Origin of the sequence: Limnohabitans sp. YIMB22184, assembly GCF_048020265.1 — a bacterium.
In the GTDB taxonomy this organism is placed as follows: domain Bacteria; phylum Pseudomonadota; class Gammaproteobacteria; order Burkholderiales; family Burkholderiaceae_C; genus Limnohabitans_A.
On record NZ_CP171843.1, the window covers coordinates 608,887 to 631,926 of the forward strand.

The window sequence follows — 23,040 nt, forward strand, 5'->3', positions numbered from 1 at the left end:
CCGGACCTGTCACTTCACACCCAATGCCAGCTGCAAAGCCAGCTGGTTGTGTCGCTCGATCAGCGGCTCCATGTCCACGGTGGTGATCTGGCCCTGGCGCACCACCACGCGGCCGTTCACGATGGTGTAGTCGGCGTTGTTGCTGGCGCACAGCAAGAGCGCCCCCACCGGGTCGTGCACCGCGCCGCCCGCCATGCTCAATGTGTCGGTGCGGAACATCGCGATGTCAGCGCAATAGCCTTCTTTGAATTGACCCAGTTCGTGGGCGCGGCCCAGCACTTCGGCACCGCCGCGTGTGCCTAGGCGCAGGGCGTCGCGGGGCGTCATGTCGGCCGGGCCGTGGTCACAACCGAACGGTTCTAAAGCCTTGCCCACACGCGCCAGCAGCATGGCTTGGCGGGCTTCGTTCAGCAGGTGCGCTGCGTCGTTGCTGGCACTGCCGTCCACACCCAGACCAATCGGCACGCCTGCATCGAGCATTTTGCGCAGAGGCAAGATGCCGCTGGCCAGGCGCATGTTGCTGCAGGGGCAGTGGGCGATGCCGGTATGGGTTTTGGCAAACAGGTAAGTGCCTTGCTCGTCGAGCTTGACGCCGTGAGCGTGCCACACATCGTCGCCCACCCAACCCAAATCTTGCGCGTATTGCGCAGGCGTGCAGTTGAACTTCTCTTTGGTATAGGCGATGTCGTGGTCGTTTTCGGCCAGGTGGGTGTGCAGGCGCGCGCCAAAAGCGCGGGCCAATTTGGCCGCTTCGCGCATCAGGTCCTGGCTCACGCTGAAGGGCGAGCAGGGGGCCACGGCCACATGCGTCATCGAACCGAAGCTGGCGTCGTGCCAGCGTTCGATCAGGCGCTGGGTTTCTTTGAGGATGGCAGGTTCTTGCTCGACCACGCTGTCGGGCGGCAAGCCGCCTTGGCTCTCGCCCACGCTCATGCTCCCGCGTGTGGCTGTGAAGCGCATGCCGATGGTGTGCGCGGCTTCGATGCTGTCGTCCAGCCGCACGCCATTGGGGTAGATGTAGAGGTGGTCAGAGCTGGTGGTGCAGCCGCTCAGCAACAGCTCTGCCATGGCCACCTGGCCTGAGACACGCACCATCTCTGGCGTGAGGCCCACCCAGATCGGGTACAGGCCTTGGAGCCAGCTGAACAGCTCGGCGTTTTGCACCGACGGAATCGCCCGCGTGAGCGACTGGTACATGTGGTGGTGCGTGTTGATCAGGCCTGGCACCACCACATGGTGGCGTGCGTCGATCACTTCATCAACTTGTGTGAGCAGTTCGTCGATGTTCTCACCGGCAGGGATGATGCGTTCGATGCGCCCATCACGGATCAGGAGCGAGGCGCCCTGCAGTTCTGTGTTCGCATCGTTCATGGTGGCGATGCAGCGGGCGCGGTGTATGAGCAGCGAGGTCATGGACTTGTCCTTGAAGGCAATGGATCAAACGAATGAAACAAGTCGCGGCCGAATCCCCTTGCCCCCTTCTGAAGGGGGAGGGCGAGCACCACGTTGCCGCGCGTCCCGGGCTGTGCAGTGGTCTGAATTTTAAGCAGGCCCTGCTCGTCGGTGGTGGGCGCAGTGGTTGCGAGCACAGCGTTTTGTTGGCTCAGGTGTGGGCAATCCTTCCTGTTGGCCCGGCTGAAACCAGCGGCCAAAGCTGTCGTGGACAGGCCCCTCAGCGGCCATCTTCTGTGCAACAATTCAAAGCCCGACAAGCCGCACTGGATCGAGATCAATGGGGCATCACAACATGGTTGAGCGCAACGACTCAAGCCAGGAATAAAGCGACGCAGCTGCACGTTTTATACGTCGGCCCTCTTTGCCCCGTATCCTGGCCTCCCAGTCAGTCAAGGTCCGCGTGACCTTGCTGGCGCTCGTGATCGGCTTGGTCAGCACCATTTTGTCGGGCCTGTACGTGAGCTACTTGCTGCGTGTGGACGTCGAAAAGGTGTTGGCGGCGCAGCAGTTTGCAGCCGCCCGATCTGTGGCCGAATCGATCGACCGCCAGTTGAAGGATCGTCTGCTTGCGCTCGAAGACGTTGCTTCGCTCACTGCTTTGAGCGACATCCGCGATCCCGGCAAATTGCAGCAAACACTGCAAAATCTGCCGGTTTTCCAGGCTCTTTTCAACGGCGGGACTTTCATCACCGACATCGATGGGGTAACCCTGGCCTCTACGCCGATTGAGGTGCCCCGCTATGGGGTCAGCTACGCCGAGCGGGAGTGGTTCATCCAGGCCATCGCGACAGGTCAGCCAGCGATTGGCGCACCCTCGATCGGCAAGGTCATGGGTATTCCGGGGGTGGTGATGGCCGCCCCGATGCGCGATGCTTCGGGGCGCATCACTGGCGTGGTGGCAGGCTTGATCAACCTGCGCGACGCCAGCTTTCTGGACGACGTCCAAAGCAACCCCTTTGGCACGACCGGTGACTACCTGCTGGTGGCGCCTGATCACCGCATGGTGATCACTTCTTCGGACCGCAACCGCATCATGGAGCGTTTGGGTCCAGCCGGGGTCAATCCGCAGATTGACCGTTTTGTTCAGGGTTATGAAGGCACGGCGGTGCTGCGCAACCCGAAGGGTGTGGAGGTGCTGTCGTCCGTGAAGCGCATCCCTACCGCAAACTGGTACGTCGCTGTGACACTGCCCACCCGCGAAGCCTTTGCACCCGTCAAAAAGCTGGAGCTGCGCTTGTTCATCAGTACCGGCATCATGAGCCTGTTGGCCGGTGCATGCGTTTGGTGGGCGCTGCGGAGCCAGCTCATGCCGCTGCAGACGGCCGCACAAGCCCTGTCAGAGATCACCTCGCGCGATATTGCCAAAACGCCCTTGAAGCCCCTGCCAGTGGGACGCGGCGATGAAATCGGTCAATTGCTCCAGTCTTTCAACCGTTTGCTGTTCACCTTGAACCAACAGCGCGACGAGTTGACACAAAGCGAGCTTCTGTACAGCTCGGCCTTTCGCACCAGCCCGGACGCTTTCAGCATCACCGGCATGGAGGACGGCCGTTTCATCACCGTCAACGACAGCTTCACCCGCATGTTTGGCTGGTCGCCACAAGACTTGCTTGGGCGATCGGCGGCAGACACCGGCATTTGGCGCTACCCCGGCGATCGCGAGGCCATGCTGCAGGTGTTGCGCGGGCACGGCCGCATCGAGGGCCTTGAAGCGGAATTTGTGGCCCGCGATGGGCGACTCGTCAGTGTGCAGCTGTCGTCTTCGGTGCTGGAGTTGAAAGGACGCACCTGCATGCTGACCGTGGTGCATGACATCACCGCCCGCAAGCAGGCCGAGCGCCAGATTGAAACGCTGGCCTTTTATGACACGCTCACCGGGTTGCCTAATCGCCGACTCTTTCTTGATCGCTTGAGCCAGGCCTTGCCGGATGTGGCGCGGCTGGGCCGTTGCGGAGCGTTGCTGGAATTGGATTTGGACGATTTCAAGAGCCTCAACGATAACCACGGCCATGTCATTGGTGACACTTTGCTGCGCACGGTGGCCGCCCGTCTCACGGCTTGTGTGCAGGCCGGCACGACGGTCGCCCGTGTGGGCAGCGATGAATTTGTGGTGCTGCTCACCGACCTGTCCACCGATCCTTTGCAGGCCCAGGACCGCGCCTTGCAGTTGGCGCAGCGCTTGCAAGAGGCGCTGGGCGGTGACATGGCCTTGGGGGCATTGAACTACCACTGCACGGCCAGTGTGGGCATGGTCTTGTTAACCCCGCAAGACGATGACCCGAGCGAAGTGCTCAAGCGGGCAGACTTGGCTCTTGAGCATGCCAAGAGTGAAGGCCGAGGCCAGGTGCGGCTGTTTGCGGCACGCATGCTGACCGAGTTGACTTGGCGCGCCTCACTCGAAGTGGCTTTGCGCGAAGCGATCGAGGGCGAACAGCTGCAGCTCTACCTGCAGCCCCAGGTGGACGCGCAGGGCCATCTGCGCGGTGCCGAGGCGCTGCTGCGCTGGCACCGGCCCGAACAGGGCTGGATATCGCCCGGCGAGTTCATCCCCGTGGCCGAGCACAGCGGCTTGATCGTTCCTTTGGGGCAGTGGGTCTTGCGCGCCGCCTGTCGTTCTCTGGCAGATTGGTCCCGTGACCCTGCGCTGGCCCATCTGACCCTGGCGGTCAACGTCAGCTCACGCCAATTCCGCCAGGACGATTTCGTGCGCAGCGTGCTGCAAACGCTGGACGACACCGGTGCTGACGCGAACCGCTTGGTGCTGGAGCTGACCGAGAGCCTGCTGGTGGACCACATCGACGGCGTGGCCTCGCGCATGACCACCTTGGGGGCCCGCGGGGTGTCGTTTGCGCTGGACGACTTTGGCACGGGCTTTTCTTCGCTCGCATACCTGCAGCGCTTGCCGCTGGACGAACTCAAGATCGACCAGGGGTTTGTGCGTGACATCGAGGTGAACGCCAACGACCTGGCCATCGTCAGCACCATTGTGGCTCTGGGCCAAGGCCTGGGCCTGCGTGTGGTGGCCGAAGGGGTGGAGACCCCCGCCCAGCGCGATGCCCTGTCCGAGCTGGATGCCACCATTTCCAGGGCTACCTGTTTGGCCGCCCCATGCCCGCCGAGGACATGCAGGCGCTGGCCCGCCAGCACATCGCCCCGCACGAGGCACCGCAGGCGCAAGGCTGAGAGGTTGCACTTACCTTGGACGGGTGGCGCAACAAGGCTCAGCGCGACGATGCCTGTCACCAACAGCGACCGGGTTTTTGGCTGCTCCGGCTACACTGGTTTTTTGTCGATATCAGAGACTCCGTCGCCGTGTCAATCAACGATCCAATGCTCTTTTTGCGCCACCTTTATGACGTGGCTGTGCAACGCGCTTTGCCCCTGCACAACACCGCCGCCCATTTGCCCATCCCGCCGGATCCGGCCAAGGGCCGCACTCTCGTGATCGGCGCTGGCAAAGCCGGTGGCGCGATGGCACAAGCCGTGGAGGCTTTGTGGCCAGCAGATGCGCCGCTGTCGGGTCTGGTGGTCACGCGCTACGGCCACACGCCGCCACGGCCTGCGGGTTTGCCCGAGCGCATCGAGGTGGTCGAGGCAGCCCATCCTGTGCCCGATGTGGCAGGCCTGCAAGCGGCCGAGCGCATTCTGGCATTGACGAAAGGCCTGACGGCCGATGATTTGGTGCTGTGCCTGATCTCGGGTGGAGGCTCGTCGCTGCTGACCTTGCCTGCCGACGGCATCGATCTGCAGCTCAAGCAAGACATCAACCGTCAGCTATTGGCCAGTGGGGCCAATATTTCCGAGATGAACTGCCTGCGCAAACACCTCTCGCGCATCAAAGGCGGACGTCTGGCGGCCACTTGCGCGCCTGCGCGGGTGGTCACGCTCACCATCAGTGATGTGCCGGGCGATGACCCGTCCATCATTGCCAGCGGCCCTACCGTGCCCGATGCCACGAGTTGCGCCGATGCGCTGGCCATTCTCAAACGCTATGCGATCACGGTGCCCGACTCGGTGCTGCAGGCCCTGCAGTCGGGCGATTGGGAAACGCCCAAACCCGGCTCTCCGGTGTTTGCGGGGCACAGCGTGCACATGATCGCCACGCCCCAGCAGTCGCTGGAGGCGGCTGCAGCAGCCGCCCGTGCGCAGGGGTTGAACGCCTACATCCTGAGCGACGAAATCGAAGGCGAGTCGCGCGAGGTGGGCAAGGTGCATGCAGCACTGGCCCGTGCGGCGGCCAAAGGCCTCGGGCCATTTACCAAGCCGTGTGTGATTTTGAGCGGTGGTGAGACCACGGTGACCATCAAACCGCAGCCTACAGGCACCCCCAAAGGTCGCGGCGGCCGGGCGGGCGAGTTTTGCATGGGCCTGGCGCAGGGTTTGCAAGGGCAGCCAGGTGTGTGGGCTTTGGCGGCCGATACCGATGGCATCGACGGCATTGAGGACAACGCCGGGGCGCAAGTGAGCCCCGATACCTTGGCCCGTGCTGCGGCGCTGGGGCACAAAGTGGATGAGCACCTGCAACGCAACGACGCCTATGGCTTTTTTGAGCCCCTGGGTGACCTGGTCATCACCGGGCCGACGCACACCAATGTGAACGATTTCCGGGCTATTTTGGTGATGTGATCTGCATGGTTTGTCGCGCGATGCGCTGAAAACGCCGACGATCTGCCATGCCCGCGTATGCGGGTAGCCATTTGTCGGGGGTGTTGTTGATTTGTGTCAAAAACGCAGACCCGAGGCTCTGGCACATTCCGCTTCACCATGTTGGATTCTTCTTTGCCCTCTTTGTCCGAGCCCACAGCCACCTTGGCGGCTGGCACGGTGTTGCTGCACCGCGGCGATGTGGTGGACCGCATCGTGCATGTTATGCAAGGGCGTGTGGTGTTGGGCGTCATGGGCGCCATGGGCCATGGGGACATGGCGCACCAGTTGGGCGTGGTGGAGGGCCCGTTTTGGCTTGAAGCGGCTTCTGGTTTGATGGACCTGCCGCATGTGGTCGACGCTGTGGCCGAGACCGAAGTGCAGGTGCAGTATATGCGCGTGCCCGATTTCGTAGCCCAGGTTCGGGCGCTGCCCGAGGCTTCCCAAACCTTGCTCATGGACATGGCGCGATCGCAGCGCCAGCAAACCGAATTGGCCGTGAGCCGTTTGGCCAAGGACGCCGATGCGCGCTGCGCCGAATGGCTGCTGCGCCATGCCGAACCCGTCGATCTGAGTGGCAGTCTGGCCGTGAAACTCACCGAGCGCAAACGCACCATCGCCGCACAACTGGGCATCGCCCCGGAAACCTTTTCCCGGGTGTTGCGTCACCTGCGCGATCGCCAGCTCATCAGCGGTGGCGGGCGTGTGTTGGGACTGCCCAACCCGCAGGGCTTGCGTGAGTTGGCCGGTGTCTGACCACAGGCCTTACCTCAGCCCAATCGAAGCGCCCAGTCGCGCCGATGTGGACGCCCTGCGCGGCCTGACCTTGCTCGAATTTGGCACCGATTGGTGCGGCCACTGCCGCGCCGCACAGCCTGTGGTGGCTCAGGCGCTGGCACAGCAGCCGCCATGGCAACACCTCAAAATCGAAGACGGTCCGGGGCGTGTGCTGGGCCGCAGTTACCGGGTCAAGCACTGGCCGACTTTCCTCGTTTTGCGTGACGGCCAAGAGGTGGCCCGCCTGGTGCGCCCCACGACCGTGCAAGAGGTGTTGGCCGTCCTGTCAGCCTGAAGCTTGGCCAGCCTGGCGACAGGGCAGTCGCTGATCGGGATGCAAAATACTGTATAAATGAACAGTTATGCAGAAACCACCCGTCGCCATGCCGATCAGCCAGATCAAAGGCCGTGGCAGCGCCACGCGCCTGGCGCACCGCTTCGAGCGCGATGCCCGCGAGCCGTTTGACGACGGCTGGACGGTCGACCCCGAGGAGGCCACGCGCATCGCCACCACCTGGACTTGGGAAGACGCCAAAAGCGCCATCAGCCGCAACACCTCACCCGACATCGGCTTTGACCGCTCGCTCAACCCTTATCGCGGCTGCGAGCACGGGTGCAGCTACTGCTACGCCCGCCCATCGCACAGTTATCTGGGAATGTCGCCCGGGCTGGATTTCGAGACCCGCTTGATCGCCAAGCGGGGCTTGGCCGACCGACTGGTGCACGAACTGGCCAGCCCGCGATACACCCCCGGCCTGATGGCGTTGGGCACCGTGACCGACGCCTACCAACCCCTGGACCGGGAACTGCGCCTGACCCGCGAGGTCTTGCAAGTGTTGCACGACAGCCACCACCCCATGGCCGTGGTGACCAAGGGCATCGGCATCGAGCGCGACATCGACCTGCTCGCACCCATGGCGGCGCGCGGGCAGGCGGGTGTGTATGTGAGCGTGACCACGCTCGACGCTGAGCTGGCGCGACGCATGGAGCCGCGCGCCGCCGCCCCCTGGCGGCGCTTGCGCACGATCCGCACGCTGGCGGATGCCGGCATCCCGGTGGGGGTGAGCGTGTCGCCGCAAATCCCGTTCATCAACGACGACATGGAGCAGGTGCTCGAAGCGGCCCGTGACGCCGGGGCCACCAGCGCTTTTTATGTGGTGCTGCGCCTGCCGTGGGAGCTGGCACCGTTGTTTCGGCAATGGCTGGACCTGCACTACCCCGACCGCGCCGCGCGCGTGATGGCCCGCATGCACGATCTGCGCGGCGGCAAGGACTACGACGCCAGCTTTGCCACGCGCCGCAGCGGTCAGGGCATCTGGGCCGACCTGATCGCCCAGCGTTTTGACAAGGCCTGCAGGCGCCTGGGCCTGAACCGCCAGCGGCACGATTGGAACGTGGACGGGTTCAGGCCGCCATCCACGGTGGGGCAGATGGCTTTGTTTTGATGCGCCAGGCCAAACAGCTTGTGGTTTACTTGGACAACAGCTTTCCAGGGGCATGCCCATGAACACCTTTCAAAACAGCCGGTATTTCACCTTCAAGCCCCAAGCCATTTTTGCTGCCATCCAGGTCCCTGAGCGGCTGGCCCGTTGGTGGGGGCCTGATGGGTTCAGCAACGCGTTCGAGGTTTTCGACTTTCGCGCGGGAGGGCGCTGGGTGTTCGACATGGTCGGGCCGGACGGCACACGGTATGCCAACGAGTGCGTGTTTGCCCACATCGAAGCCGACCGCCAAGTGGTGATCGACCACACCTGTGCGCCTTTGTTCCGGCTCACCATCACGCTCACGCCCGAAGGCGAGGGCACGCGTGTGCACTGGCTTCAGGTGTTTGACGATCCTGCATTTGCGCAGGCCATGAAACACATTCTGGAGCCGGCCAATGCGCAGAATCTGGAGCGCTTGGGCTTGGAGTTGTCGCGGGCTTAGTTGAGCAAGGCGCCCGCGTCTTCGTACCAGAACATCAGCGCGGCGTCATAGCTTTCCCACACACAGCCATTGCATCCGCGCCCGCAGCACGAGGTGGGCTCCGGCGGGGGTTCGCGGAAGTCGTGGCCTGCAGCCTGCAGCCGCGCCTGAAATTGCGCGATGCCCCGGCGCACGGACTCGCGCTGGGCCTGGTTGGGGTCGATGATGGGGTGTTCGTTGCCTTCGGTCATGCCCAATTGTCGGTTACCAACAGGCCCGTGTTTTGTAGGTCGGAGCTTCAGCTCCGACATTGCATGCTTTGGCTATGTCGGCTATGTTGCCGCCGACCTACTTGTCGAATTGCACCGGCTGTCCTTGCACCACCGTGTGCGCAATCAGCCGCTCATCGCCCAGCACGATCATGGCGAACAGCCATTCGGCGAGAGTCTCGGTTTGTGCGGTGCGGCGGGCCAGCAGGGGCGAGGCTTTCGGGTTGAGCACCACGAAGTCGGCTTCGCAGCCGGGCAGCAGATTGCCCACCTTACCGCCCAGGTCCAGCGCGGCGGCGGCGCCTGCGGTGTGTTGCCACCACAGGTGTTCGGGCGCGAGGCTGATGCCCGGACGCCCCACGCTTTGCCGTGCGACGGTGTAGGCCGCGTGCATGGTGTGGAAGGGGCTGAAGCTGGTGCCGCCGCCCACATCGCTGGCCAGGCCATAGTGCAAGCCCGCCGCATCCGAGGCGGTGTAGTCAAAAAAGCCGCTGCCCAGAAACAGGTTGCTGGTGGGGCTGACGGCGGCGTTCGCGCCCACCTCGGCCATGCGGCGACGGTCGGCTTCGTCGAGGTAAATGCAATGCGCATAGACCGAGCGTTGGCGCAATAGGCCTGCGCGGTCGTACACGTCCAGATAACTGCGCGCTTCGGGGAACAGTTTTTTCACCCAGCGGATCTCGTCGAGGTTTTCGGCCACATGCGACTGAACCCAGACATCGGGAAACTGCTGCGCGATTTCGCCCGCGCCATGCAGTTGCTCTCGGCTGCTGGTGGGTGCGAAGCGCGGCGTGATGGCGTAACCCAGGCGGTCCACGCCGTGCCAGCGGCGGATCAGGTCTTCGGTCTGGCGCAGGCTCAAGGCGGTGTCGGTATCGCGCAGGCCGTCGGGGCTGTGGCGGTCTTGCAGCACCTTGCCGGTGATCATGCGCAGGCGGCGCTTTTGCGCCTCGGCCATGAACACATCGACCGACTCGGGGTGGGCGGTGGCAAAGCACAGCGCCGTGGTCACGCCGTGGCGCATCAGCTCGTCCATGAAAAACGCGGTCACTTCTTGCGCGTAGGAGGGCTCTGCAAAATGCTTTTCGTGCGGGAAGGTGTAGTGCTCCAGCCAGGGCAGCAGGCCGTCGGCGGGCGAGCCAATCACATCGGTCTGCGGGTAGTGGATGTGCAGGTCCACAAAACCCGGCGCGATGCACAGGCCAGGCCAGTGGGTGGTGGGCAGATCGGGGTATTGCGCAGCCAAGTCGCGGTAGGGGCCGATAGCCTGAATGCGCACGATGCCGTCGGCGCTTTGCCCTGTGACCAGCAGTCCATCGGTTTCGTGGCGGGGTTGGGGGTTTTGCGGGTCCGGAAACCATAAGAGACCGGCGCGCCAGCCTTGCAAATGGGAAACAGAAGGAAGTGCCGTCATCGGTCGATCAATTCAAGTCAAATTAATTGGGATCTGACCCCAATTAAGAGGAGCCGTCATGGGCGAGGATAGCGCCCAGTACGCGCTCGGGGGTGGCGGGGGTATCCAGGTGGATGGGCGTGCGGCCCGGGCGGGTGGCACCGATGGCGTCGCGCAAGGCTTCGAACACGCTGATGGCCAGCATGAAGGGCGGCTCGCCCACGGCCTTGCTGCCGCCCACGTTGTCCTCAACGTTGGCCTCGTGCCAGAGCTCAATGTTGAGCTGCGCGGGCATGTCTGCAGCGGTGGGGATTTTGTAGGTGCTCGCGCCCTTGGTGAGCAGCTCGCCCTTGGTGTTCCAGACCAGCTCTTCGATGGTGAGCCAGCCCAGGCCTTGCGCAAAGCCGCCTTCGATCTGGCCGATGTCGATCTCGGGGTGCAGCGAATGCCCCACGTCGTGCAGGATGTCGGTGCGCAGCACACGGTACTCGCCCGTCAGCGTGTCGATGGCCACTTCGCTGCAGGCCGCGCCATAGGCGAAGTAATAAAACGGCCTGCCGGTCAGGGTGGTGCGGTCGTAGTGGATTTTGGGTGTGGCGTAAAAGCCGTCGCTCCACAGCTGCACGCGCTGGCCGTAGGCGTATTGCACGGCTTCGGTGAAGCTGCGCTGGCGCAGGGGTGTGATGACCTGGCCGTTTTCAAAACGCACATCGTCTGCCGAACAAGCATCGGCCTTGCCGATGCACGCGGCGATGTTCTGGCGCACCTGCAGCGCGGCGTTTTCGGCGGCGCGGCCATTGAGGTCGGTGCCGCTGGATGCCGCCGTGGCGCTGGCGTTGGCCACCTGGTCGGTGTCGCTGGCGCTGGCTTGCACTTGGGCAGCGGGCAGGCCCAACACACGGGCCACCAGGCCGCACACCTTGGTGTGCAGGCCCTGGCCCATTTCGGTGCCGCCGTGGTTCACCCGCACGCTGCCGTCGGTGTAGACCGAGACCACCGCACCCGCTTGGTTGAACTGCGTGGCGGTGAAGCTGATGCCGAACTTGACCGGCGTGAGCGCCAGGCCTTTTTTGATCACGCTGTGCTGGGCATTCCAGTCGGTGATGGCTTGACGGCGCTCACGGTAGTCGCAGCGCTTGGCCAGTTGCGTCATCAGCGGGTGCAGTATGTTGTCCTCCACCTTCATGCCGTAGGGCGTGGTGTCGCGCTTGTTTTCACCATCCGTCACACCGTACAGGTTGGCCAGTCTCACGTCGAGCGCGTCCACGCCGAGGTGGCGGGCGATGTCGCCCATCACGGTCTCGATCAGCAGCACGCCTTGGGGCCCACCAAAGCCGCGAAACGCGGTGTGGCTTTGGGTGTGGGTTTTGCAGCGGTGCGAGGTGATGTGCAGGTCGCTTAAAAAATAAGCGTTGTCGGTGTGGAAGATCGCACGGTCGGCCACCGGGCCGCTCAGGTCGGCGCTGTGGCCGCAATGCACCAGCTGCACCGAATCGAGGCCCAACACGCGCCCTTGCGCGTCAAAGCCCACCTGCCAGTCGTGGCTGAAGGGATGGCGTTTGCCAGTGATCAGGATGTCGTCGCCCCGGTCCAGCCGCATCTTCACAGGGCGGCCAAACTTGTGCGCTGCCAGCGCGGCCCACACGGCCAGGTGCCCGGCTTGCGTTTCTTTGCCGCCGAAGCCGCCACCCATGCGGCGGCACACCACCCGCACCTGCGACAGCGGGATGTGCAGCGCGTGCGCCACCCAGTGCTGCACCTCGCCGGGGTGCTGTGTGCCGCTGTGGATCAGCCAGTGGCCGTTGTCTTGCGGAATGGCGTAGGCGATCTGGCTTTCCAAATAAAAGTGTTCTTGCCCGCCGATCTCCAGCGAGCCTTGCAGGCGGTGTGGTGCTTGGGTCAGCGCCTGCGCCGCATCGCCGCGCTGCACCGTCACCTGGGGCAACACAAAGCTGCCTGCTTGCAGGGCCTCGCGGGCATGGAGCAAGGGCGTGGCTTGTGTGGTTTGCAGCCGCATCTGGCGGGCGGCTTGCCGCGCCTGGGTGTGGCTGTGCCCCAGCACTAAGCCCATGACCTGGCCCACATGCATGAGCTGCGGCCCGGCAAAGATGGGCTCGTCGTGAACAAAGGTGGCCAGCAGCGGGTCACCGGGAATGTCTTGTGCGGTGACCACCCCTGCCACTCCGGGCGCGGCCAGCACGGGCTGCAGGTCCATGGTGATCAACTGGGCGTTGGCGAGGGGGCTCATCAGTGGGGCGGCGTGCAGCGTGCCTTCGACCAGGGGTAGGTCGTCGATGTAGCTGGCCCGGCCTTGTACCTGCGCGGTGGCGCTTTCGTGGAAGCGAGGGCGGCTGATGTCAGGGGTGTTGGATGGCGTATTCATGCGAGTGCCTCCAGTCGAACGGTGTGGTGCCCGGTGCTCTCCAGCCAGGCGCGGCGCAGCAGCTGGCCCAAGATTTGGCGGCGGTAGTCGGCGCTGGCGCGCAAATCGCTGAGCGGGGAAAACTCTTGCTGGATGGTTTGTTGCGCCACCGCCAAAGTGGCTTCGTTCCACGGGTGACCGATCAGCGCGGCCTCGGTCTTCACGGCACGCGCGGGCGTGGCGGCCACACCGCCCGCGCCGATGCGGGCAGAGGTGATGCGCCCACCCTCCACATGCAGCTGCACCGCCAGGCACACGGCCGAGATGTCGTCCTCCTGCCGTTTGGACACCTTGTACGTGCCCAGCCATTCGCCGGGGGCAGGGCGGGGCACCACCACCCAGGCCAGCACCTCGTCGGCCGCCAGCAGGCTTTGGCGGTAGCCGGTGTAAAACTGGTCGAGCGACACATGGCGGTGCACGGCTTTTCCCTTGCGCCACGCCATCAACACCACCTGCGCACCCAGCGCGATCAAGAGCGGCATGCTGTCGCCGATCGGCGAGCCGTTGGCCACGTTGCCGCCCAGCGTGCCCGATTGGCGCACCGGCCAGCCCGCGAAGCGCTCGCCAAAGGGCGCGATCACCGGCCGGTCAGCGGCCAGCGCCTCAAATGCGTCTTGCAAATTCACGGCGGCGCCGATGGCGATGTGCTGCGGGTAACGCTCCACCCGGCGCAGCTCGGCCACGCGGGTCAAGTCGATGATCTGCTGCAGGCGGCGCAGGCTCTGCGTGATCCACAGTCCGGCATCGGTGGCCCCGGCTATCAGCTGCGCTTGAGGGTGCTGGGCGCGGGCTTGCAGCAAAGCGCTCAGGGTGCTAGGGCGCAGGTAGTTGCCGCCGGTTTTTTCGGTGGCCGCCAGTTTTTGCAACGCCGCCACGATGGGTTTTTCATCCATAGCCTGCTTGGCATCTGCCTGTAGGCTGCACGCCGCCTGCACGATGGGCCGGTAGCCGGTGCAGCGGCACAGGTTCCCCGACAAGGCTTGGTGGGCCGTGTGGCTGTCCACGGTCTGACCTTGCGCCACCGTGCGCTGGTAAAGCGCAAACAGGCTCATTACAAAACCCGGTGTGCAAAAGCCGCATTGCGAGCCGTGACACGCCACCATGGCTTGCTGCACCGGGTGCAGCGTGCCGTCGCTCTGGGCCAGATCAGCGGCCGTCCACAAGGCCATGCCATCGATGGCGTGCGCGGTTTTGATACAGCTGTTGACGGCGCGGTACTGCAAGCGCCCGTTCACCGCCTCGGCCACGACTACGGTGCAGGCACCGCAGTCGCCGGCGGCGCAGCCCTCTTTGGTGGCCGTGAGGCGCAGGTCCTCGCGCAGGAGTTCGAGCAGGGTGCGGTCTGGTGGTACATTGCCCGGATTCATCACTTGACCGCGATGCCAGAACCGCAAAGGGCTGGATGGCAGCGGCGTCGATTTAAGAGGGGAGACAAGCGTTTTTGACATGGCCCATGTGTCCTTGAGGATCGGATGATCCTAGGGCAAACCCGATGTTTACCCATGGGTAAATCGCCATAACGCTTATCTGAAAATGGATATGAAGCAGCCGCATCTTTTCGACAAGATCGACCTTCAACTCATTCGGACCCTTCACACTTTGCTCATCGAACGCAGTGTCTCCAAAACCGCCATGCGGCTGGGCCAGCAGCAGCCGGCCGTGTCGGTGGCGCTCAAGCGCCTGCGCGAGTTGACGGGCGACCCGATTCTGGTGCGCTCGGGCACCGGCATGGTGCCCACCGATGTGGGCTTGCAGATGCTGGGGCCGGTCACGCAGATTTTGCAATCGGCCGAAAGTCTGTTTTCACCCGCCCGGGCGTTTGATCCAGCTGAGGCCCGCGAGACTTTCCGCATCGCAGCCAGCGACACGCTGGACCCCTTGTTCCTGCCGTCCGTCATGGCCCGCGTCAAGTCGCTGGCCCCGGGCTGCCGGGTCGAGGTGCATGCCTTGTCCGCCCAGGCCCAATACGCGCACGACCTGGGGCAGGGCCTGATCGATGTGGTGATTGGCAACTGGGCTCAGCCCAGCGAAGAGCTGCACCGCGCCCAGCTGTTTGAAGACGAGGTGGTGTGCCTGGTCAGCACCAAGCACCCCGCCGTGCGCCGTGGCTGGACGTCAGACGATTGGCTCGCTTGTGAACACATTGCGCCCACCCCAGCCTATCCCGGCTGGCGAGGCGTGATCGACGAACACCTGGACCGCCTGAACCTGTCGCGCCACATCGCCGCGCGTTGTGCCCACTTCGGTCTGATGCCGCGCATGGTGGCATCGAGTTTGCTTGTGCTCACCACGGGCCGCCAGTATTGCCAACGGTTTTTACAAGGCCCTGAATCGCAAAGCGGTTTGGCCCTGCTGCCTTGCCCGGTGCCGTTCCCCAAGATGGTGTACTACCAGCTTTGGCATGAACGCAGCCACAGCTCGGCCGCCGCCAAGTGGCTGCGGGAGCAGGTGAAAATCAGTGCATCCCAATTGCCCCATCCTCAGAATTCTCATTTGACATGACCACACCCCTTCTGTCTTTGCAAGGCATCACCAAGCGCTATCCGGGCGTGGTGGCCAACCAGGACGTGTCGCTGACCGTGATGCCCGGCCAGGCCCATGCCGTGCTGGGCGAAAACGGCGCAGGCAAGTCCACCCTGATGAAAATCATCTACGGCTCGGTCAAACCCGACGAGGGTCAGGTGGTGTTCAACGGACAGCCTGTCAATATTCGCAACCCGCAAGAAGCGCGCAAGCTGGGCATCAGCATGGTGTTCCAGCACTTCAGCCTGTTTGACACGCTCACCGTGGCCGAAAACGTCTGGCTGGGGCTGGACAAGTCGCTCAGCCTGGCTGAGGTGACCGAGCGCATTGTGGCCAAGGCCAGTGAATACGGCCTGGACCTGGAGCCCGAGCGCCCGGTGCACACCTTGAGCGTGGGCGAGATGCAGCGCGTCGAGATCATTCGGGCCTTGCTGACCGAGCCCAAGCTCTTGATTTTGGACGAGCCGACTTCGGTGCTGACGCCCCAGGCGGTTGAAAAGTTGTTTGTGGTGCTGCACAAGCTGGTCAGCCAGGGCGTGAGCATTCTGTATATCTCGCACAAGTTGCACGAAATCCGGGCGCTGTGCAGCGCCTGCACGGTGCTGCGTGGTGGCAAGCTCACGGGCGTGTGCGATCCGCGTGAAGAAACGAATGCTTCGCTGAGCCGCTTGATGATTGGCGCGGAGCCCCCGGCTTTGCAGCATGTGGCGCGCTCACCGGGCGAGGTGGTGTTGTCGGTTCGGGGCCTGAGCCTCACGCGGCAAGACCCGTTTGGCGTGGACCTGGAGGGCATCGACCTGCAGGTGCGTGCGGGAGAGGTGGTGGGACTTGCCGGGGTGTCGGGCAATGGCCAGAAAGAATTGATGTGGGCCTTGTCGGGCGAAGACACCCGGGCAGGCATCCAGTGCGGCGCGGCCAGCGTGAGTTTGGCCGGTCAGCCGGTCGCTGCTTTGGGGCCGGTGCCGCGAAGGCAAATGGGTCTGCACTTTGTGCCCGAGGAGCGCCTGGGCCGTGGCGCTGTGCCGTCTCTCAGCCTGTCGCAAAACCTGTTGCTCACCCGCAACGAAGCACTGGGTGCGGGCGGCTGGGTGCGCACGGGGGCGTTGGCCGAACAGGCACGCAGCATCATCGACCGCTTCAAGGTCAAGGCCTCCGGGCCGGATGCCGCAGCGCAGTCGCTGTCGGGCGGCAATTTGCAAAAGTTCATTGTGGGGCGCGAAATCAGCGCAGCCCCCAAACTGCTCATTGTTTCGCAGCCGACCTGGGGCGTGGACGTGGGCGCGGCGGCGCAGATTCGCGCCGAGATTTTGGCGCTGCGCGACGCGGGTTGTGCCGTGCTGGTGGTGAGTGAGGAGCTGGAAGAGTTGTTCGAGTTGTCTGACCGATTGCATGTGATCGCCAAGGGGCGCTTGTCGCCTTCTGTGGCGCGGACCGAGGCCACGGTGGAACGCATTGGCGAGTGGATGAGCGGCTTGTGGCCCGATGCCACGGGTTCGGCACAGAGTTCCTACAAAGGAGCCCAACATGCTGCGGCTTGAACCCCGTCCCCAGGCTTCGCGCCTGTGGACTTATGCCTCGCCCCTTCTGGCGCTGGTGCTCACGGTGCTGCTGGGTCTGGCGCTGTTCATGGCGCTGGGCAAGGACCCGGTGCGCGGATTGCAAATGTTTTTCTGGGAGCCCGTCAAAACTGGCTACGCCTTGGGTGAGTTGATGGTCAAGGCCACGCCGCTCCTGGTGATCGCCTTGGGCTTGTCGGTGTGTTTCCGGTCCAACGTCTGGAACATCGGGGCCGAGGGTCAGTTTGTCATCGGCGCCGTGTGTGCGGCGGGCGTGGCGCTGCTGGCGGACAAGGACACGGGCCGCTGGATCGTGCTGGCGGTGCTCTTGGCGGGTGTGCTGGGCGGCATGCTGTGGGCGGGCATCACGGCGCTGCTGCGCGACCGCTTCAACGCCAGTGAGATTCTGGTCAGCCTGATGCTGGTGTATGTGGCCGACATGGTGCTGAGTTACCTGGTTTATGGCCCCTGGAAAGACCCAGCCGGATTCAATTTTCCGCAGTCCAAAACTTTTGAGGCGGTCACGCAGATCCCGCGTTTGATGACCGGTTCACGCGTCAGTGTGGGCTTGCTCTTGGCACTGGTGGGCGCAGGCTTGCTGTGGGTGTTTTTGTTCCGCACCCGGGCAGGCTTTGCCCAGCAGGTGGGTGGTTTGGCGCCTGCCGCTGCGCGGTATGCGGGCTTTTCTTCGCGCAAGGCGCTGTGGGTGGCGCTCTTGACTTCGGGCGGGGCGGCGGGCCTGGCGGGTGCTTTGGAGGTGGCTGGGCCCATCGGGCAGTTGACGCCTTATGTGCCTGCGGGTTACGGCTTTGCCGCGATCATCGTGGCCTTTGTTGGGCGCTTGCACCCGGCGGGTATGGTGCTGTCGGCGGTGCTGATGAGCATGTTCTACATTGGCGGCGAACTTGCGCAATCGCGCCTGGGCCTGCCCAAGTCGATCACGGGTGTGTTCCAGGGCCTGTTGTTGTTTTGCCTGCTGGCGTGTGACACGCTGGTGGCTTACCGCCTGCGCTGGGTGGCCAAGAAAATGGGGAGTGTGTGATGGAGTCGTATGCATTGCTGATCGCCGCGACCCTCAACGCGGGGACGGTGCTGGCCATTGCCGCTTTGGGTTTGCTGATCAACGAAAAAGCCGGTGTGGTGAACCTGGGGGCCGAGGGCATGATGCTGTGCGCGGCGATTGCAGGCTTTGCCACCGTGGTGCACACCGGCAACGACTGGCTGGGCTTTGCAGCGGGCATGGGCGCCGGGGCGTTGCTGGCCGCTATTTTTGGTGTGCTGGTGATTTGGCTGAATACCAACCAGTACGCCACCGGCCTGGCGCTGAGTCTGTTTGGTATGGGTTTTTCGGCTTTTGTGGGCATTGGCTATGTGAAAGAAAAGTTGCCCGAGCGGTCACAGTTTGAGATTCCCGGCCTGGCCGATATCCCCTTGCTGGGACCCGCCTTGTTCAAGCAGCATCCGCTTGTGTACGGGGCGATCGCCTTGGTGCTGGCCCTGATCTGGTTTTTGTACCGCAGCCGCACCGGTTTGGTGCTGCGCGCTGTGGGTGAATCGCCCGCATCGGCGCATGCATTGGGCTACCCGGTCCGCCGCATCCGTTTGGCAGCGGTGGTGGCCGGGGGCGCATTGTGCGGGCTGGCCGGGGCTTACATCTCGGTGATCTACACCCCGCTCTGGGTCGAAGGCATGGTGGCGGGCAAGGGCTGGATTGCGCTGGCCCTGACCACCTTTGCCACTTGGCGTCCGGCACGGGTCTTGCTGGGTGCTTACCTGTTCGGTGGCGTGACCATGCTGCAGTTCCATTTGCAGGGTGTGGGCGTCCAGGTGCCCAGCCAGCTGCTCACGGCACTGCCTTACATGGCCACCATCTTGGTGCTGGCCCTGATTTCGCGCAACCCGACCTGGATCCGCGTGAACATGCCCGCCTCGCTGGGTAAGCCGTTTTATCCCGGTTCATAATCAGTTTTTTCAACCCCTGTAACCCTGTTCAACAAAAAAGGAACTGACATGACAGACATCTCCAAGCGCACCATCGTGAAGATGGTCGCCCTGACCGCTGTGGCTGCCGCCGCACTGGTTGGTTGTGGCAAGAAGGAAGAGGCCCCCAAGGCCGAAGCGCCCGCTGCGGCCAAGGCCGAGCCCCTGAAGATCGCGTTTGCCTATGTCGGCCCTGTGGGCGACGGTGGCTGGACCTTTGCGCACGACAACGGCCGCAAGGAAGTCGAAAAAGCCTTCGGCGACAAAGTGGTCACCAGCTTTGTTGAAAAAGTGCCAGAAAGCGCTGACGCTGAGCGTGTGATCCGCGACATGGCCGCCCAAGGCAATAAGCTGATTTTTGGCACCACCTTTGGTTACATGGAGCCCATGCTCAAGGTGGCATCAGATAACAAAGACGTGAAGTTTGAGCACGCCACCGGCTACAAGACCGCCGAGAACATGCGCACTTACGACAGCCGTACCTACGAAGGCGCGTACATGGCTGGCGTGATCGCCGGCAAGATGACCAAGACCAACACCCTGGGTGTGGTGGCCTCGATCCCAATTCCTGAAGTGGTTCGTAACATCAACAGCTTCACCATGGGTGCCCAGTCGGTCAACCCCAAAATCAAGACCAAGGTGGTCTGGGTCAACGAGTGGTTCAACCCACCGAAAGAAACCGAAGCCGCCACCTCGTTGATCAACGGTGGCGCTGACGTGCTGATGCAAAACACCGACTCATCGGCTGTGTTGCAGACCGCCGAGAAAATGGGCAAGCGCGCCTTTGGTTGGGATTCCGACATGACCGCCTACGGCCCCAAGGCTCACCTGGGCTCGGCCGTGATCAACTGGGGCCCTTACTACGTCAAGGCCGTGGGTGAAGCCCTGGAAGGCAAGTGGAGCACTGGCCAAAGCTGGTGGGGCGTGAAAGAAGGCGCGATCGACATGGTCGGCGTGGCTGCGGATGTGCCTGAAGACACCAAGAAAAAGATCGATGAGATCAAGGCCGGTCTGAAAGACGGCAGCTTCGCCATCTGGAAAGGCCCGATCGTGGACCAGGCTGGCAAGGAAGTGTTGGCCAAAGACGCGGTGGCCGACGACAAATTCCTGGGCGGTGTGATGTTTTACGTCAAGGGCGTGGAAGGCAAGATTCCTGGCAAGTAATGCCCTGTAGCGCCATTTCCTGACTGGTTCGGGAGTCCATCTCGCCCAGCTTTAGCCGCCTGACGCCAGTCAGGCGGCTTTTTTGTACCGTTGCGCCTTTGACGACGGCAAGGCCAGCAGGTTTCATGCGTTGCCATCGTTTTTTAGCCAGCAAAGGCCAGTACGCAGGCGCGGCCATCGCGGCCCAAGTGCTGGCTGTCTTCCCGGTGCTTATGGCAAGGTCCAGTTCTGGGCCTTGACGCGCTAGGTGGTGCCGTGCCGGGTCTGCGTGTAAGCTTGTGATCAAGGCGTGCAGATGCTCGCTGATCTCATCCAATGCGTCTCAAAGGGCCTCTCATGCTGGAACGTTTCATTCAAAACAAGAAGCTCGATGCGGCCAAGCTGAGCGCCAAAAAATTGCTCAGCGCCCGGGGTGAGGCCAATGCGCAAAGCATGGCCGTCAAGCTGATCGACCATTACGAGCATCTGGACAAGCGCAGCCAGATCGACTTTTTCCATTTTTTGTCTAGCCAGTTCAACCCCGACCCGGCCCTGGTGGTGGATGCGGCCCACCGCTACAACACCGAGCGCAACGAGGCCAGCCTGATCCATTTGTTTCAGACGGTGGAGCCACCCCGACAAGAGCTGCTGCGCCGGGTGAACCGGGCGCCCGGTGGGACGGGCACGATTTTGAAAATGCGCCAGACGCTGCTGTCCTACCTCAAGGACCATCCGGCTTTTCGCGCCACCGACGCGGACATGCACCATTTGCTCAGCTCCTGGTTCAATCCCGGCTTTTTGGAGCTGCACCAGATCACCTGGAACTCCCCCGCGCAATTGCTCGAAAAAATCATCGCGCACGAATCGGTGCACGCCATCGACGGCTGGGACGACTTGCGTCGCCGCTTGCAGCCGGATCGCCGCTGCTTCGCATTTTTCCACCCCCAGTTGCCCGGCGAGCCGCTGATATTTGTCGAGGTGGCCCTGGTGCCTGGCATCGCCAAAGATGTGGCGGGCCTCATCAACAAACAAGCCCCGGTGGGTGACGCCAAAAGCTTCAAGGCGGCGATTTTTTACTCCATCAGCAATTGCCAGCCGGGCCTCAAAGGGGTGTCGCTGGGCAATTTCCTGATCAAGCGGGTGGCGCAAAAACTGATCGAGGAAATGCCTTCGCTCAAGACCTTTTGCACCTTGTCCCCCATTCCGGGCTTCACCCAGTGGCTGGACGCGGGTGCCCATTTGTCCGAAGAGCAGCTCAATCCGACCCAAAAGCGCAAGTGGCAGGAAGCCCAAAAGAGCCTGGCTGTGGGCGGCCTGAGTTGGGCGGAGCGTCTCAAGTCGGGCTGGCACCCCGAGCGCAGTGACGAGGCTGAACGGACGGCGCTCATGCGCCTCTGCGCCCTGTACCTGATGCACCAAACCCCCGAAGCCCGGGGCGACGCGGTGGGCAAATTCCACCTGAGCAACGGCGCAACCTTGCACCAGATCAACTGGGCGGCCGATCTGTCCAAAAAGGGGCTGCAACAGTCGGGCGGCCTCATGGTCAATTACCTCTATGAACTGGACAAAGTGGAAGAGCAGCACGAGGCCTTCAGCCACAAGACCGTGTCCTTTTCACGCGGCGTTGAAAAACTGGTGTAGCCATGTCCTCTCAGCTTTTGAAACCCCTGAGTGATGGTGTTTGCGCTCTGCATGACCCATCGGGCCTGCATGTGGGCAACTTCAAGTGGGTCAATGGCCAATGGAAGTTCAAGGCCGTGGGCTATGGCCCTGCAGGCCAAGTGATGCCGGGCCATGGGCCTTTGACCGACAGGCACAACGTTTGTTTCGCGCAATTGGATGAAGCAACCATCCGCGCCCGATTTTTTGAGGAGTGACCATGTTCAAAGTCCACGCCATACCGCCCACCCGCTTGCCCGAGTTGCTGCGCGTCATGCCCAAGGCCGAGCTGCACATCCACATCGAAGGCTCGCTGGAGCCTGAGTTGATTTTTGCCCTGGCCCGGCGTAACGGCGTTCAGTTGCCTTATGCCGATATGGCCGCTTTGCGCAGCGCCTACGCCTTCACCAACCTGCAAAGTTTTCTGGACCTGTATTACGCCGGGGCCAGTGTGCTGCTGCACGAGCAGGACTTTTACGACATGGCCTGGGCGTATTTCGAGAAGGCTGCAGCCGACCATGTGGTGCGGGCTGAATTGTTTTTTGACCCACAGACCCATACCGCACGCGGCGTGGCCATGGGCGCGGTCATCGAAGGCCTGAGCCGCGCCTGCCGTGATGCGCAAACCCGGCTCAACATCAGCGCCGATCTGATCTTGTGCTTCTTGCGCCACCTGTCCGAGGACGATGCACTGGCCACACTGGAAGAAGCCATGCCCTGGCGTGAACACTTCATCGGCGTGGGGCTCGATTCGAGCGAGCTGGGCCATCCGCCCGAAAAGTTTGCGCGTGTTTTTGCCCGTGCCCGCGAGCTGGGCTTGCACTGCGTGGCCCACGCGGGCGAAGAAGGTCCGCCCGCCTATATCTGGGGCGCATTGGACGTGCTGCAGGTCGAGCGCATCGACCACGGCGTGCAGGCCATCCACGACGCGGCGTTGATGAAGCGCCTGGCTGACAGCCAGATGCCTCTGACCGTGTGTCCGCTGTCCAACCTCAAGCTGTGCGTGTTCAAAAACCTGGCCGACCACAACCTGGGCCAGATGTTGGAGGCGGGCCTGTGTGTGACGATCAACTCGGACGACCCGGCCTACTTTGGCGGTTACCTGAACGACAACTACCTGCAGACTTTTGCCGCCCTGCACCTGAACGCCCAACAAGCCTACAAACTGGCTGCCAACAGCATCGAAGCGAGCTTTGCGCCCGAGGCCGACAAGCACCGCTGGATGCATGAATTGAAAGCGTGTTTTCAGGGATTTGCGGAGCAGGACTGAGGGCTTTGCCGCTCTTGGTAAAATTCACCCTGAAGCCCGCTGCC

Annotated in this window: 19 protein-coding genes; 14 read left to right on the forward strand and 5 right to left on the reverse strand. The window is 63.0% G+C overall.

The window, feature by feature from the left end; genetic code table 11:
• Window positions 1-9: 9 nt before the first annotated feature.
• Complete coding sequence (locus ACHEXL_RS02865; protein ID WP_416560540.1) at window positions 10-1,413, reverse strand: 8-oxoguanine deaminase; 1,404 nt, start codon at window positions 1,411-1,413, stop codon at window positions 10-12.
• Between the two features lie 403 nt (window positions 1,414-1,816).
• Between ACHEXL_RS02865 and ACHEXL_RS02870 the strand changes: the two genes are divergently transcribed.
• The 6 genes from ACHEXL_RS02870 to ACHEXL_RS02895 all read left to right on the forward strand — a co-directional run bounded on the left by ACHEXL_RS02870 (window position 1,817) and on the right by ACHEXL_RS02895 (window position 8,802).
• The gene (locus ACHEXL_RS02870; protein ID WP_416560541.1) at window positions 1,817-4,900 is read left to right on the forward strand and encodes a bifunctional diguanylate cyclase/phosphodiesterase; all 3,084 of its coding nucleotides are present in this window, start codon (window positions 1,817-1,819) and stop codon (window positions 4,898-4,900) included.
• Window positions 4,786-6,081 carry a glycerate kinase type-2 family protein gene (locus ACHEXL_RS02875; protein ID WP_416560542.1) on the forward strand — a complete coding sequence of 432 codons (1,296 nt, stop codon included), beginning with the start codon at window positions 4,786-4,788 and terminating at the stop codon, window positions 6,079-6,081. Before ACHEXL_RS02870 ends, ACHEXL_RS02875 begins: the two co-directional genes overlap by 115 nt.
• Before the next feature lie 138 nt (window positions 6,082-6,219).
• Window positions 6,220-6,855 carry a Crp/Fnr family transcriptional regulator gene (locus ACHEXL_RS02880; RefSeq protein ID WP_416560543.1) on the forward strand — a complete coding sequence of 212 codons (636 nt, stop codon included), beginning with the start codon at window positions 6,220-6,222 and terminating at the stop codon, window positions 6,853-6,855.
• A complete protein-coding gene (locus ACHEXL_RS02885) occupies window positions 6,848-7,171 on the forward strand; it encodes a thioredoxin family protein (RefSeq protein ID WP_416560544.1) in 324 nt (107 codons plus the stop codon). Before ACHEXL_RS02880 ends, ACHEXL_RS02885 begins: the two co-directional genes overlap by 8 nt.
• A gap of 67 nt (window positions 7,172-7,238) precedes the next feature.
• Window positions 7,239-8,321, forward strand: coding sequence for a PA0069 family radical SAM protein (locus ACHEXL_RS02890; protein ID WP_416560545.1), 1,083 nt, complete (start codon window positions 7,239-7,241; stop codon window positions 8,319-8,321).
• Between the two features lie 58 nt (window positions 8,322-8,379).
• Window positions 8,380-8,802: an SRPBCC domain-containing protein gene (locus ACHEXL_RS02895; protein WP_416560546.1), complete on the forward strand. Its 423-nt coding sequence runs from the start codon at window positions 8,380-8,382 to the stop codon at window positions 8,800-8,802.
• Here the strand turns inward: ACHEXL_RS02895 and ACHEXL_RS02900 are convergent.
• The 4 genes from ACHEXL_RS02900 to xdhA all read right to left on the reverse strand — a co-directional run bounded on the left by ACHEXL_RS02900 (window position 8,799) and on the right by xdhA (window position 14,232).
• Window positions 8,799-9,032, reverse strand: a complete 234-nt coding sequence (locus ACHEXL_RS02900) for an oxidoreductase-like domain-containing protein (protein ID WP_416560547.1) — start codon at window positions 9,030-9,032, stop codon at window positions 8,799-8,801. The genes ACHEXL_RS02895 and ACHEXL_RS02900 overlap by 4 nt on opposite strands.
• Before the next feature lie 97 nt (window positions 9,033-9,129).
• Window positions 9,130-10,464 carry a guanine deaminase gene (gene guaD, locus ACHEXL_RS02905; RefSeq protein WP_416560548.1) on the reverse strand — a complete coding sequence of 445 codons (1,335 nt, stop codon included), beginning with the start codon at window positions 10,462-10,464 and terminating at the stop codon, window positions 9,130-9,132.
• Between the two features lie 43 nt (window positions 10,465-10,507).
• Complete coding sequence (xdhB, locus tag ACHEXL_RS02910; RefSeq protein WP_416560549.1) at window positions 10,508-12,826, reverse strand: xanthine dehydrogenase molybdopterin binding subunit; 2,319 nt, start codon at window positions 12,824-12,826, stop codon at window positions 10,508-10,510.
• Window positions 12,823-14,232 carry a xanthine dehydrogenase small subunit gene (xdhA, locus tag ACHEXL_RS02915; protein WP_416560550.1) on the reverse strand — a complete coding sequence of 470 codons (1,410 nt, stop codon included), beginning with the start codon at window positions 14,230-14,232 and terminating at the stop codon, window positions 12,823-12,825. The genes xdhB and xdhA overlap by 4 nt, the downstream gene beginning before the upstream one ends.
• A gap of 172 nt (window positions 14,233-14,404) precedes the next feature.
• Between xdhA and ACHEXL_RS02920 the strand changes: the two genes are divergently transcribed.
• From ACHEXL_RS02920 to ACHEXL_RS02955, 8 genes are all read left to right on the forward strand, one after another.
• A complete protein-coding gene (locus ACHEXL_RS02920) occupies window positions 14,405-15,367 on the forward strand; it encodes a LysR family transcriptional regulator (protein WP_416560551.1) in 963 nt (320 codons plus the stop codon).
• The gene (locus tag ACHEXL_RS02925) at window positions 15,364-16,926 is read left to right on the forward strand and encodes an ABC transporter ATP-binding protein (RefSeq protein ID WP_416560552.1); all 1,563 of its coding nucleotides are present in this window, start codon (window positions 15,364-15,366) and stop codon (window positions 16,924-16,926) included. The genes ACHEXL_RS02920 and ACHEXL_RS02925 overlap by 4 nt, the downstream gene beginning before the upstream one ends.
• Window positions 16,913-17,986 carry an ABC transporter permease gene (locus ACHEXL_RS02930; RefSeq protein WP_416560553.1) on the forward strand — a complete coding sequence of 358 codons (1,074 nt, stop codon included), beginning with the start codon at window positions 16,913-16,915 and terminating at the stop codon, window positions 17,984-17,986. Before ACHEXL_RS02925 ends, ACHEXL_RS02930 begins: the two co-directional genes overlap by 14 nt.
• Window positions 17,986-18,906 carry an ABC transporter permease gene (locus ACHEXL_RS02935; protein WP_416560554.1) on the forward strand — a complete coding sequence of 307 codons (921 nt, stop codon included), beginning with the start codon at window positions 17,986-17,988 and terminating at the stop codon, window positions 18,904-18,906. Before ACHEXL_RS02930 ends, ACHEXL_RS02935 begins: the two co-directional genes overlap by 1 nt.
• A 48-nt stretch (window positions 18,907-18,954) precedes the next feature.
• Entirely contained in the window at window positions 18,955-20,088 is a 1,134-nt protein-coding gene (locus tag ACHEXL_RS02940; RefSeq protein ID WP_416560555.1) for a BMP family ABC transporter substrate-binding protein, read from the forward strand.
• 336 nt (window positions 20,089-20,424) lie between these two features.
• Window positions 20,425-21,708, forward strand: a complete 1,284-nt coding sequence (locus ACHEXL_RS02945; RefSeq protein WP_416560556.1) for a malonyl-CoA decarboxylase — start codon at window positions 20,425-20,427, stop codon at window positions 21,706-21,708.
• 2 nt (window positions 21,709-21,710) lie between these two features.
• A complete protein-coding gene (locus ACHEXL_RS02950) occupies window positions 21,711-21,944 on the forward strand; it encodes a hypothetical protein (RefSeq protein WP_416560557.1) in 234 nt (77 codons plus the stop codon).
• 2 nt (window positions 21,945-21,946) lie between these two features.
• Window positions 21,947-22,996 (forward strand): adenosine deaminase, encoded by a 1,050-nt coding sequence (locus ACHEXL_RS02955; RefSeq protein ID WP_416560558.1) that lies wholly within the window; start codon window positions 21,947-21,949, stop codon window positions 22,994-22,996.
• Window positions 22,997-23,040: the final 44 nt, after the last annotated feature.